Annotated in this window: 10 protein-coding genes; 4 read left to right on the top strand and 6 right to left on the bottom strand. The window is 63.0% G+C overall.

The annotated features are described in order from the left end of the window. Positions 1-233 precede the first annotated feature (233 nt). Together DIE17_RS16140 and mnmE are read right to left on the bottom strand one after the other, a co-directional pair. Positions 234-1,433, bottom strand: a complete 1,200-nt coding sequence (locus DIE17_RS16140; protein WP_124520588.1) for a site-specific integrase — start codon at positions 1,431-1,433, stop codon at positions 234-236. 184 nt (positions 1,434-1,617) lie between these two features. After that, positions 1,618-3,012, bottom strand: coding sequence for a tRNA uridine-5-carboxymethylaminomethyl(34) synthesis GTPase MnmE (gene mnmE / locus DIE17_RS16145; RefSeq protein ID WP_124520589.1), 1,395 nt, complete (start codon positions 3,010-3,012; stop codon positions 1,618-1,620). A 337-nt stretch (positions 3,013-3,349) separates the two neighbouring features. Here mnmE and DIE17_RS16150 point away from each other — a divergent pair, with 337 nt between their 5' ends. After that, a complete protein-coding gene (locus tag DIE17_RS16150) occupies positions 3,350-3,787 on the top strand; it encodes a helix-turn-helix domain-containing protein (RefSeq protein ID WP_124486743.1) in 438 nt (145 codons plus the stop codon). A gap of 121 nt (positions 3,788-3,908) precedes the next feature. Here DIE17_RS16150 and yidC read toward each other — a convergent pair whose 3' ends face one another. The 4 genes from yidC to rpmH all read right to left on the bottom strand — a co-directional run bounded on the left by yidC (position 3,909) and on the right by rpmH (position 6,529). Continuing rightward, on the bottom strand, positions 3,909-5,567 hold the full coding sequence (gene yidC / locus DIE17_RS16155; protein WP_124520590.1) for a membrane protein insertase YidC: 1,659 nt from the start codon (positions 5,565-5,567) through the stop codon (positions 3,909-3,911). Positions 5,568-5,575: 8 nt separating this feature from the next. After that, positions 5,576-5,842, bottom strand: a complete 267-nt coding sequence (yidD, locus tag DIE17_RS16160; RefSeq protein WP_006750110.1) for a membrane protein insertion efficiency factor YidD — start codon at positions 5,840-5,842, stop codon at positions 5,576-5,578. Positions 5,843-5,917: 75 nt separating this feature from the next. Next, positions 5,918-6,379: a ribonuclease P protein component gene (gene rnpA, locus DIE17_RS16165; RefSeq protein ID WP_069746674.1), complete on the bottom strand. Its 462-nt coding sequence runs from the start codon at positions 6,377-6,379 to the stop codon at positions 5,918-5,920. A 15-nt stretch (positions 6,380-6,394) separates the two neighbouring features. Continuing rightward, entirely contained in the window at positions 6,395-6,529 is a 135-nt protein-coding gene (rpmH, locus tag DIE17_RS16170) for a 50S ribosomal protein L34 (protein ID WP_004198824.1), read from the bottom strand. A gap of 421 nt (positions 6,530-6,950) precedes the next feature. Between rpmH and dnaA the strand changes: the two genes are divergently transcribed. The 3 genes from dnaA to gyrB all read left to right on the top strand — a co-directional run bounded on the left by dnaA (position 6,951) and on the right by gyrB (position 12,477). Beyond that, complete coding sequence (gene dnaA, locus DIE17_RS16175) at positions 6,951-8,534, top strand: chromosomal replication initiator protein DnaA (protein ID WP_044848662.1); 1,584 nt, start codon at positions 6,951-6,953, stop codon at positions 8,532-8,534. 170 nt (positions 8,535-8,704) lie between these two features. Next, a complete protein-coding gene (dnaN, locus tag DIE17_RS16180; protein WP_006756934.1) occupies positions 8,705-9,811 on the top strand; it encodes a DNA polymerase III subunit beta in 1,107 nt (368 codons plus the stop codon). A gap of 191 nt (positions 9,812-10,002) precedes the next feature. Further along, a complete protein-coding gene (gene gyrB / locus DIE17_RS16185) occupies positions 10,003-12,477 on the top strand; it encodes a DNA topoisomerase (ATP-hydrolyzing) subunit B (protein ID WP_124520607.1) in 2,475 nt (824 codons plus the stop codon). Positions 12,478-12,724: the final 247 nt, after the last annotated feature.

A 12,724-nucleotide genomic window follows, 5' to 3' on the forward strand; every position in this document is an offset into this window, starting at 1 on the left:
ATAGGACGTCCGTGGGCGTACATGGACGCCCACGGAAGCAAGCCTAGGTATCTGCCGTTCCCATGTATATGGGACAGGTTCGAAAAACATAACGCTGTCCAACGGCACAGCAGCGTCAACATTCCTGTGCCAAGAAGCAAGCTCCGGAGCAGATGGAAAAAGGCCAGATGCAAAGACCAAGGGAAGGGGTTCAAGGGAGAGAAGCCCTACCCGAAAAGGTCAAGAGGCCTTGGCTACGGCCGTGAAACAACCAAGTTTGCGCAAGGTACAAGCGTGTCGATGGTATCGGACCATGCTTGCAACATCGCCTTGCGTTGTTCCGCGTATTCGGCCCGGTTGTAGACACCGCGCACGCCACCAATGGTGTGATTGAGCGCCTTCTCTACGACGTCGGATGCCCAGCCCTTTTCATGGAGCAAGGTGGATGCCGTCCGGCGCAGGTCGTGGATGGTGAACGCTGGAATATCCTGCCCCCGCAGCGACACGTTTAGCGCCTGGTTGAGCGCGTTATGGGCGAACGGCTTCGTCTGTGTGCCACGTCCAGGCAAGGCCCACTCGCTTGTGCCTGCGAGCACGAAGAGTTCGCGGAACAGCATTACCGCCTGCTTTGACAGATAGACGATGTGCGGCTTGCCCGTCTTCGAGTTCTCCTGGGGGATGTGCCACTCGGCCTCTTCGAGATGCACGTCCTTTTGCTTGGCCAACAGCAGCTCCGACTTGCGGACCAGCGTCATCAGGATGAGTTGCAGGCTGATCTTGAACTGACGGCGGACGTTCGACAGGTGTACAGCTTGGAGGAACTGCTTGACTTCCTCGGTGGGCAATGCACGTTCACGCGAGGCAGCTTTGTAGATATGCCGCATGGGCAGTGCCATGACTGGATTGGCCGAGATCAGCCCGCATGTCACCGCGTAATCCAGCATGCGTTTAAGCAGGCCGCGCACCTGGCCCGCCGCCGCGTCGAAACCCTGCTCCTTCTTGCGCCAGATAACCGACCGAACGTCTTCGGCCGTGAGTTCACATACCGGCTTCATGCCGATGTGCGGAAGAATGTCCTTGTCCAGATAGCGGCGCGGCATCGTGTTGTTCTTGCGGTCGCGCTGCTGGATCTCCTTGAAAAAACGCTCGGCGAATTGGCTCAGGGTGGTGTCTTCCGGGCCGGCCACCTTGGCGCGCTGTTTCTTCTGCGCAGGAGACTCGCCAATGGCCGCCATCTGCGATGCGCCGTCGCGCATGAGCCTGGCGTTCTTGAGGGTCAATGCCGGGTACTTGCCCAGCGTGAGCTTTTCGTACTTGCCGTTCAGCCGGTAGCGGTAGCGCCAGACCATCCCCCCGGTTGGAAATACCTCCAGGTACAGGCCGCGATCGTCGCTAACGGTGTAGGTCTTGTCCCTGGGCTTGAGTGCCTTGAGGGCGGTGTCGGTGAGTGCCATCTTCTTCCTCCGTATGTCCAAGTAGAGGAAGGCCTGGGCCAAAACCGCTACTTGGACATAAACTTGGACATAAAAACAGACGGCTTTCAGTGTGCTTCAGCAGAGCTTGATGGGCAAGAAACCTAGTATTCATGCGGGTTTCAAGGGTTTCAGTGGACCTTGATGGAGCCCGGTGGAAGCGAGGTTATTTCCCAATACAAAACCTGCTGAAAATCACGCCCAGCAGATCATCCGAAGTGAACTCCCCGGTAATCGCATTGAGTTGCTCCTGCGCGAGCCGCAGTTCCTCCGCAAACAGATCGAGCGATTGCGCGCGCTGCTCGGCGTGATCCGCCGCCTGCGCCAGATGCTCCTGCGCAGCCCGCAGCGCAATCAAGTGCCGCTCGCGCGCCAGATAAACGCCTTCCGCCCCCGCCTGCCACCCCGCGATCCGCAGCAGTTCCGCGCGCAACATGTCGATGCCGTCGCCGCGCTTGGCCGACAGATGCACCTCGGTCAGGTCGCCTTCGGCCGCCGGATGCTCGACGCACGCCGGCACGCCGGTGAGGTCCGTCTTGTTCAACACCCGCACCACCGGCACGCCATCCGGGAACCGTGCCGCGATCGTCTCGTCGTCCGCCGTCATCCCCGTGCGCGAATCGAGCAGATGCAGCACGACGTCGGCGCGCTCGATCTCGCTCCACGTGCGCGCAATCCCGATCCGCTCGACTTCGTCCTCCGTCTCGCGCAGCCCGGCCGTATCGATGATGTGCAGCGGAATCCCTTCGACCTGGATCGTCTGCGCGACCTTGTCGCGCGTCGTGCCCGCGATCGGCGTAACGATCGCCAGCTCCGCGCCGGCGAGCGCATTCAGCAGCGACGACTTGCCGACGTTCGGCTGCCCCGCGAGCACGACCGACAACCCTTCACGCAGCAGCGCGCCCTGCCGCGCGTCACCGAGCACGTGCGCCAGTTGCTCGCGGATCCTCGCGAGCTTGCCGCGCGCATCGGCCGCTTCCAGGAAGTCGATTTCCTCTTCCGGGAAATCGAGCGTCGCCTCGACCAGCATCCGCAGCGTGATCACATCCTCGACGAGCGCGTGGATCTGCCGCGAGAACGCGCCGTCGAGCGAGCGCCCGGCCGAGCGCGCCGCCGCTTCAGTACTCGCCTCGATCAGGTCGGCCACCGCCTCGGCCTGCGCGAGGTCGAGCTTGTCGTTCAGAAACGCGCGCCGCGTGAACTCGCCCGGTTCCGCGAGCCGCAACCCGAAGCCGCGCCCCGCATCGAGGCAACGCTGCAGCAGCAGCTGCATCACGATCGGCCCGCCGTGCCCCTGCAACTCGAGCACGTGCTCGCCGGTGTACGAATGCGGCGCGGGGAAATACAGCGCGATTCCGCGGTCGAGCGGCGCGCCGTGCGCGTCGAGGAACGGCACATAGCTCGCATGGCGCGGCGCGAGCCGCTGCCCGCACAACGCGTCGATCAGCGGCAGCGCGGCCGCCTCGCCGCCGCGCCCGAACGACACGCGGACGACGCCGATGCCCCCCCGGCCGGCAGCAGTGGCAATGGCGACGATCGGATCGGAATCGGTAGCGAGCATGGGAATCGGATGAATCGGGTGAACAGAGCGTCAGTGGTGCGCCCGCACAACAGTTCGGGCATCGGGACGCCGGCATTGTAGCCTGCCGGCCCGCACGCCACCGGACGCCTGATCGGCGTCGAACTTACCCGAATTTATCCCGACGGGGATAAGTCGAGTATCAATGCCGGACAATCACGTCCTGTCCATTTCGGACGAGTATGCCTTTCCGAACGGTCCGACACTGCGGCCCCAATTCCGCCGCACGGTCCACGGCAGGTTGGGATTCGTCCGTATAGGCTATGTTTAGCCTATATGGTTGTCTGAGACGTGTCGGCGGAATTGCACAATCACCCCCATGCCGACACCCGAAGAAAAAGCAGCGTTCTCGGAACGCCTGAAATTCGCCTTGCGGCGCAGCCCGGACAAGGTCACCGGCGCGACGGAACTCGCGAACCGGTTCAATCTGCGTCACCGCGGTGCGCAGCCGGTTTCGCCGCAAACCGCGCACAAATGGCTGACGGGCCGCACGATTCCGACGCCGGACAAACTCGAAACGCTCGCCGACTGGTTGCGCGTCGAACTGCATTGGCTGCATTACGGCCCGTCGCCGAGCGTGACCGAACACACGACGCCGCAACCGCTGCCGCGCGACGAGCGTTATCCGCCAACACCCGAGACGATCGAACTCGCGTCGAAGATCGAGGCGTTGCCGCCGCATCAGCGTTACCTCGTTCAGGAACTGATCGAGCAGTTCTACGGCGGCGACACGAAAATCGAAGCGAAGAAAGCCTGAACGGCAGCGGTCAACGCCCCCGCGCCGCCACGCGACAGAAACAAAAAAGCCGCATGGATGAAACCATGCGGCTTTCTTACGTGCATCGCGGACGGCTGGCCGCCCGCGTGTGCCAAGGGCGTCAGGCCTTCTTGCCGCCGCCGAGCTTGCGCGTGATGTAGTACTGCTGCGCGATCGACAGCACGTTGTTCACGACGTAGTACAGCACGAGACCTGCCGGGAAGAAGAAGAACATCACCGAGAACGCGATCGGCATGAACTTCATCATCTTCGCCTGGACCGGGTCCGGCGGCGTCGGGTTCAGGCTCGTCTGCACGAACATCGAGACGGCCATCAGCACCGGCAGGATGAAGAACGGGTCGCGCTGCGACAGGTCGTGAATCCACAGAATCCACGGCGCGCCGCGCATTTCGACCGACGCGAGCAGCACCCAGTACAGCGAGATGAACACCGGGATCTGGATCACGACCGGCAGGCAGCCGCCGAACGGATTGACCTTCTCGGTCTTGTACAGCTCCATCAGCGCGGCGTTCATCTTCTGCGGATCGCTCTTGAAGCGTTCGCGCAGCGCCTGCATGCGCGGCGTGATTTCCTTCATGCGCGCCATCGACTTGTAGCTGGCAGCCGACAGCGGGAAGAACACCGCCTTGATCAGCACCGTCAGCAGCACGATCGCCCAGCCCCAGTTGCCGACGAAGCCGTGGATCTTCTCGAGCAGCCAGAACAGCGGCTTCGCGATGATCGTCACCCAGCCGTAGTCCTTCACGAGTTCCAGGCCCGGCGCGACGCCCTCGAGCATGCGCTCTTCTTCCGGACCGGCGAACAGGCGCGCCTGCACGTCGGCCGACTGGCCCGGCGCGATCGCGGCGACCGGCTGCTTCACGCCGACGCGGTACAGCGCCGGATCGATCTTTTCAGCGTAGATGTCGCGCTTCGCGCCCTGCTGCGGAATCCAGGCCGACGCGAAGTAGTGCTGCACCATCGCGACCCAGCCGTTGTCGGAGGACTTCTCGAAGTTCGCCTTGTTCTTGTCGAGGTCGCTGAAGTCGATCTTCTGGAAGTGCTTCGCGTCCGTGTAGACCGCCGGCCCGAGGAACGTATGCGAGAACATCGGCGTTTCGACGGCCGTGTTGTCGCGCACCAGTTCCATGTAGACCGTCGGCGTGACCGGTGCCGTGCCGACGTTGTCGATCTTCGTGTCGACGCCGATCACGTAGCTGCCGCGCGTGAACGTGTAGGTCTTCACGACCTTCACGCCGCCCTTCACCGGCGATTCGAACGACAGCTTCAGCGTGTTCTGGTCGCCCGTCAGCGACGTCGGGCCCGCGTTGACCTGCGTGTAGACGTCGTTGTGGTTCGGGAAGTCGCCGCCGAGCAGGCCCGAGCGCGCGAGATACGTGTGGCCGGCCGTATGGTCGAACAGCGTGATGTACAGGTCGGGCTGCTTGCCGTCGCCCTGCTTCTTCAGCGTCAGCTTCGCGAGCGTGCCGCCGCGCGTGTCGATTTCGCCGTCATACACGTCGGTCGAGAACTTCACGAGCTGCGCCTGCGCGGCCGGTGCCGTCGTCGACGGTGCGGTGCCTGCGGCTGCGGCAGGTGCGTCACCTACGGTCGTCGTCGTCGCGCCCGTGCCCGATGCACCGCCCGCAGCCGCGGGGGCCGTTTGCGTGGCGCTCGGGAAGAACATCGACGGGCGTCCATGGTCGCGCTGCCAGTTGTCGTACAGCATGACAGCTGACATGAAGAAGATCACCCATAGGACGGTGCGTTTGATATCCATGCGTTGTCTCAGAGTCGATGGGACCGCGCGTCGGCTTCGCCGCGAGCGCGAGTGTCGGAGTTGGGCGGCGGGACGAGGTCGATGCCGCCCGCGGAAAACGGATGGCATCGGCACACGCGCCTGACGGCGAGATACGTGCCGCGCGCGGCGCCATGATACTGGATTGCCTCGCGCGCGTAATCCGAACAGGAAGGATAAAAACGGCAACGGTTGCCGAGCATCGGGCTCACGGCAACCTTGTAGAAGCGCAGCAAGGCGATCAATACCGTTTCCATACCTTGGGCGGCGCCGTAAGACGCCGCGTCAAAACCGGCCGGGCAGGCGCGAACGCCGCACCGGACACGGATGCGTCACTCGGACGCGGGCTTCGACGCCCGGCGGGCGATTTCCCGGACTGCCCTGTCGAGCAGTTCGCGGATCTCGGCCGCGCACATCGCCGCGAGCGGGGCGGAAGCCGCGCTCGGCAGCGCTTTCTTGTCGAAGCGCGTGTGCTGCCGCAGCAGCAGGTCGTAACCGGCGAATTCGGTCCGGCGCAGGCGAAACGCGTCGCGCGCCAGCCGCTTCACGAGGTTACGTGTTACTGCACGCGGCGCATACTTCTTGCCGACGACGAGCCCCAGACGCGCGGGCTGACCGGTCGGCTTGCCGTAGATCACGAAGTGCGCGGAGCGCCGCCAGGGGCGCAAACGAAAAACGGATGAAAATTCATCCGTTTTCAGAAGTCGCGCAGCTTTCGGGAAGGCGGCTTTCGTCTGCGACGGATTCGCACCCGGCTCGACGGCACCTTCCGCAGGACTGCGGACGGCGGACACAGCGCGCAACCTGCCTTAGATGGCGAGGCGCTTGCGGCCCTTCGCGCGGCGAGCGTTGATGACCTTGCGGCCACCTGCCGTCTTCATGCGGACACGGAAGCCATGGGTGCGCTTGCGGCGCGTCACGGACGGTTGGTAAGTACGTTTCATGATGTTCTCACTTGTTCGAGAATGTCGAAATTCAGGGGACCGCGTGCCCTTAACCGGAGGCATTCGGGCGAACGCAATCGCCGGGAATACAGGATTGGTTTTCGCGGAACCCGCTATTTAAACCGTTTTTCTCTTGACGGTCAATACTTTAGGAGTCGCTCGCCTGTGCCGGCCCGCGCCGATCCGGCCCCGCGACCCACAATCCCGGCCTGTGGATAACTCGCGCTGTGGCCGCGTTTGGCGGTAGAATCTCGCCTTATCTCCAAGAATCCCGCACGCCGCCTCGGCCCGCGCCTGCCCCTCCAACACTGTGACGCAGGCGTCCGAGGCACGCTCGCACGACCGCTTCGGGCCTTGTTGCGCAACCGCGACAAGGGCGCCGGCGAGCCGCGCTGTGCACGCAAAAAACGACAGTTACTTGATGAACGATTTCTGGCAACACTGTTCCGCACTGCTGGAGCGCGAGCTGACGCCCCAGCAGTACGTGACGTGGATCAAACCCTTGGCCCCGGTGGCCTTCGATGCGTCGGCGAACACGCTGTCCATCGCCGCGCCGAACCGCTTCAAGCTGGACTGGGTCAAGAGCCAGTTTTCGGGACGGATCTCAGATCTGGCCCGAGATTTCTGGAATGCGCCGATCGAAGTCCAGTTCGTCCTCGATCCGAAGGCAGGCATGCGCAGTGCAGCGGCCAGCGCCGCACCGGGCGCAGCCGCGCCGCGTGCGCCGCTCGCACCGAGCGGCCCGGCCGCCACGGTGGCCGCGATCGCCGCCAATCTGACCGCGAATGCATCGGCCGCACCGAGCGCGCCGGCCGACGTGCCGATGACGCCATCGGCTGCCGCCGCGCATCACCTGAACGCCGACGACGCCGACATCGACCTGCCGAGCCTGCCCGCGCACGAAGCGGCGGCCGGCCGCCGCACGTGGCGTCCGGGCCCCGGTGCGGCACCCGCGAACGGCGGCGAAGCCGATTCGATGTACGAGCGCTCGAAGCTGAACCCCGTGCTCACGTTCGACAACTTCGTGACCGGTAAGGCGAACCAGCTCGCGCGCGCCGCCGCGATCCAGGTCGCGGACAACCCGGGCATCTCGTACAACCCGCTGTTCCTGTACGGCGGCGTCGGCCTCGGCAAGACCCACCTGATCCACGCGATCGGCAACCAGCTGCTGCTCGACAAGGCCGGCGCGCGGATCCGCTACATCCATGCGGAACAGTACGTGTCCGACGTGGTGAAGGCGTACCAGCGCAAGGCGTTCGACGACTTCAAGCGCTACTACCACTCACTCGACCTGCTGCTGATCGACGATATCCAGTTCTTCTCCGGCAAGTCGCGCACGCAAGAGGAATTCTTCTACGCGTTCGAGGCGCTGGTCGCGAACAAGGCGCAGGTGATCATCACCAGCGACACGTATCCGAAGGAAATCTCGGGCATCGACGATCGCCTGATCTCGCGCTTCGACTCGGGCCTCACCGTCGCGATCGAGCCGCCCGAGCTGGAAATGCGCGTCGCGATCCTGATGCGCAAGGCGCAGTCGGAAGGCGTGAACCTGTCGGAAGACGTCGCGTTCTTCGTCGCGAAGCACCTGCGCTCGAACGTGCGCGAACTCGAAGGCGCGCTGCGCAAGATCCTCGCGTATTCGAAGTTCCACGGCCGCGAGATCTCGATCGAGCTGACCAAGGAAGCGCTGAAGGACCTGCTGACCGTGCAGAACCGGCAGATTTCGGTCGAGAACATCCAGAAGACCGTCGCCGACTTCTACAACATCAAGGTCGCCGACATGTATTCGAAGAAGCGCCCCGCGAACATCGCGCGGCCGCGGCAGATTGCGATGTATCTCGCGAAGGAACTCACGCAGAAGAGCCTGCCGGAAATCGGCGAGCTGTTCGGCGGGCGCGATCACACTACCGTGCTGCACGCGGTGCGCAAGATCGCCGACGAGCGCAGCAAGGACGCGCAGCTCAACCATGAGCTGCACGTGCTGGAACAGACGCTGAAGGGCTGAGCGCGCGCACCGCGCTTGATAATTCGGCCTCCGCCCCAATTTAAGGGGGGCGGTTCGGTTTTGAGGCACAATACTGGTTTGACCGCCCCGGTGGTGGCGGGCCAAGAGCCCGGCCGGCGGGGCGCTGCGAGGCTGCTGCGCTGCAGGCCGTTACTCAACGAAGGAACTCTATGCAACTGGTCAAGACCGAACGAGACACACTCCTCAGGCCGCTGCAAACGGTCAGCGGCATCGTCGAACGCCGCCATACGTTGCCGATCCTCGCCAACCTGCTGATCACCAAGAACGGCCCGGACGTTTCGTTCCTGTCGACCGACCTGGAGCTGCAGATCACCACGCGCGCCGATTTCGGCGTCGGCGGCGACCAGGTCGCGACCACCGTCGCCGCGCGCAAGCTGCTCGACATCCTGCGCGCGATGCCTGACGGCCAGGTCACGCTGTCGCTCGCCGACAAGCGCCTCACCGTTCAATCGGGCAAGAGCCGCTTCGCACTGCAGACGCTCGCGGCCGACGAGTTCCCGACCGTCGCGCAGGCGAAGGATTTCGGCGCCACGCTCACCGTCCCGCAGAAGTCGTTCCGCCAGCTGCTCGGCATGGTTCACTTCGCGATGGCGCAGCAGGACATCCGCTACTACCTGAACGGCATGCTGCTCGTCGTCGACGGCGACCAGCTGATGGCCGTGGCCACCGACGGCCACCGCCTCGCGTTCTCGTCGATGAAGCTCGAAGGCGGCACGTTCGGCCGCCAGGAAGTCATCGTGCCGCGCAAGACGATTCTCGAGCTGCAGCGCCTGCTCGAAGACATCGACGACACCGTCACCATCGACATCGCGCAAACCCAGGCCAAGTTCACGTTCGGCCAGGTCGAGCTCGTGTCGAAACTCGTCGAGGGCAAGTTCCCCGACTTCCAGCGCGTGATCCCGAAGGCGCACAAGAACACGTTCGAGATCGGCCGTGAAGAACTGCAGCGTTCGCTGCAGCGCGCGGCGATCCTGACCTCGGACAAGTTCAAGGGCGTGCGCTGCATCATCGCACCGGGCCAGCTGAAGATCATGTCGACCAACGCCGATCAGGAAGAGGCGCAGGAAGAACTCGAAATCGCCTACCAGGGCGATACCGTCGACATCGGCTTCAACGTCACGTATCTGCTCGACGTGCTCGCGAACCTGAAGGTCGACACCGTGCAGGTGAGCCTCGGCGACGCCAGCTCGAGCGCGCTGATTACCGTGCCCGAGAACGACGAGTTCAAGTATGTCGTGATGCCGATGCGCATCTGACGCGCACGACATCGCGACACACACCAGGGGGCGGCAAGCCCCTTTGGCGTTTTTATGGCGAACCGACAACCCGCCCTTTTAGTGCCTTTTCGGCACTTCGGGCGGGCCAGGAAACTGGAGCGGCCCGGCGATTTCTCGCTGAAACGCACCGCGCCGCCACCTGAGTGGCCTCGCAGAACCGGAAGATATCCATGAGTGAACAGCACAATTCGCAACCCGATAACAGCAGCTACGGCGCCTCGTCGATCCAGATCCTCGAAGGTCTGGAAGCGGTGCGCAAGCGCCCCGGGATGTACATCGGCGACACGTCTGACGGCACCGGTCTGCACCACCTCGTGTTCGAGGTGCTCGACAACTCGATCGACGAAGCGTTGGCCGGGTACTGCAACGACATCCACGTGACGATTCACGCCGACAACTCGATTTCCGTGACCGACAACGGCCGCGGGATTCCGACCGACGTGAAGATGAACGACAAGCACGAACCGAAGCGCAGTGCGGCTGAAATCGTGATGACCGAGCTGCACGCCGGCGGCAAGTTCGACCAGAACAGCTACAAGGTGTCGGGCGGCCTGCACGGCGTGGGCGTGTCGTGCGTGAACGCGCTGTCGAGCTGGCTGCGCCTCACCGTGCGCCGGAACGGCAAGAAGCATTTCATGGAGTTCCATCGCGGCGTCGCGCAGGAGCGCGTGCTCGAGACGGTGGACGGCGTGGAAGTTTCGCCGATGCTGATCACCGGCGACACCGAGAACCGCGGCACCGAAGTGCACTTCATGGCCGATCCGACCATTTTCGGCACGGTCGAGTATCACTACGACATCCTCGCGAAGCGGATGCGTGAACTCTCGTTCCTGAACAACGGCGTGCGGATTCGTCTCACGGACCTGCGCTCGGGCAAGGAAGACGATTTCGCGTTCGCCGGCGGTGTGAAGGGCTTCGTCGAGTTCATCAACAAGACGAAGACCAACCTGCACCCGACGGTGTTCTTCGCCAACGGCGAGAAGGATGGCGTGGGCGTCGAAGTCGCGATGCAGTGGAACGACAGCTACAACGAAAACGTGCTGTGCTTCACGAACAACATTCCGCAGCGCGACGGCGGCACGCACCTGACCGGCCTGCGGGCCGCGATGACGCGCGTCATCAACAAGTACATCACCGACAACGAAATCGCGAAGAAGGCGAAGGTCGAGACGACCGGCGACGACATGCGCGAAGGGCTGTCGTGCGTGCTGTCCGTGAAGGTGCCGGAGCCGAAGTTCAGCTCGCAGACGAAGGACAAGCTGGTTTCTTCCGAGGTTCGTGCGCCGGTTGAAGAGGTTGTGGCGAAGGCGCTGGAAGAGTTCCTGCTCGAAACGCCGATCGACGCGAAGATCATCTGCGGGAAGATTGTTGAGGCTGCTCGCGCACGTGATGCAGCGCGGAAGGCACGCGAGATGACGCGCCGTAAGGGCGTGCTCGATGGCGTTGGCCTGCCGGGCAAGCTCGCGGACTGCCAGGAGAAAGACCCGGCGAAGTGCGAAATCTACATCGTCGAGGGTGACTCGGCAGGTGGCTCGGCGAAGCAAGGGCGTGATCGCAAGTTCCAGGCGATCCTGCCGCTGCGCGGCAAGGTGCTGAACGTCGAAAAGGCACGCTACGACAAGCTGCTGTCGTCGGAACAGATCGTCACGCTCGTGACCGCGCTCGGGTGCGGGATCGGCAAGGAAGATTACAACCTCGAGAAGCTGCGTTATCACCGCATCATCATCATGACCGACGCGGACGTCGACGGGGCGCACATCCGGACGCTGCTGCTCACGTTCCTGTATCGCCAGATGCCGGACATGATCGAGCGCGGGTACGTGTATATCGCGCAGCCGCCGCTTTACAAAATCAAGGCGGGCAAGGACGAGCGGTATCTGAAGGACGACGTGGAGCTCAACGCGCATATGCTGCGGTTGGCGCTGCAAGGGTCGGAGCTGGTGCCGGGTGAGAATGCTGCGGCGATTTCGGGTGATGCGCTTGGGGAGTTGGCACGGTCGTATCTGCTGTCGCAAAGCGTGATCGAGCGGTTGAGCCGGTTGTATGACCCGGCTGCGCTGGAAGCGGTCATGGATGGGGTGGTGATCGATCTTTCCACTGAGACTTCGACTGAGGCTTCGGCTAAAGCGCTGCACGCTGCGTTGCATGATGAAGCGCTGAAGAACGAAGTTCGTGTCGTGCCTTCGTATGACCCGGTTCGCGAACAGCGGTCGCTGCATGTCGAACGTACCCATCACGGCAACGTGCGGGTTTCGGTCATCGACCAGGAATTCCAGCACACGGCGGATTATCAGCAGCTCGTGACCACCGCGAATACGTTCAAGGGGCTGATTGGGGAAGGCGCGGTCATCAAGCGCGGTGAGCGCAGCATGGCCGTGGCGGACTTCAAGAGCGCGATGAAGTGGCTGCTGGCCGATGCTGAACGCAACGTCTCCAAACAACGCTATAAGGGGCTCGGCGAGATGAACCCCGAGCAGCTGTGGGAAACGACGATGGATCCGGCAGTGCGGCGGTTGCTGCGTGTGCAGATCGAAGATGCGATCGCTGCGGATGGGATCTTTACTACCCTCATGGGGGATGATGTCGAGCCGCGGCGGGCGTTTATCGAGTCGAATGCGTTGCGGGCGGGGAATATTGACGTTTGAACGCCCTGCCAGCTGTCGAATGTCACTATAAGTGAAAAATTCGACACAAAAGCTGAAAATTGAAGACGCATTTGGTGAAAATTTCCGAAGAAATTTGGCGCGAGTCATGCACCTTTCCTGGTGAAAATTTTTAAGAGCGAGTGCAAAGCCATGGCGTTGGCGTTCAGCTTTGCAGTACAAGTTGAGGGGCTCGCCCCCTCTTCTTCCTGACAACCGTTCCAATCCCGTTGCATATGAGGCAGGAAGG

It is taken from the genome of Burkholderia sp. Bp9099 (assembly GCF_003857805.1).
GTDB lineage: Bacteria > Pseudomonadota > Gammaproteobacteria > Burkholderiales > Burkholderiaceae > Burkholderia.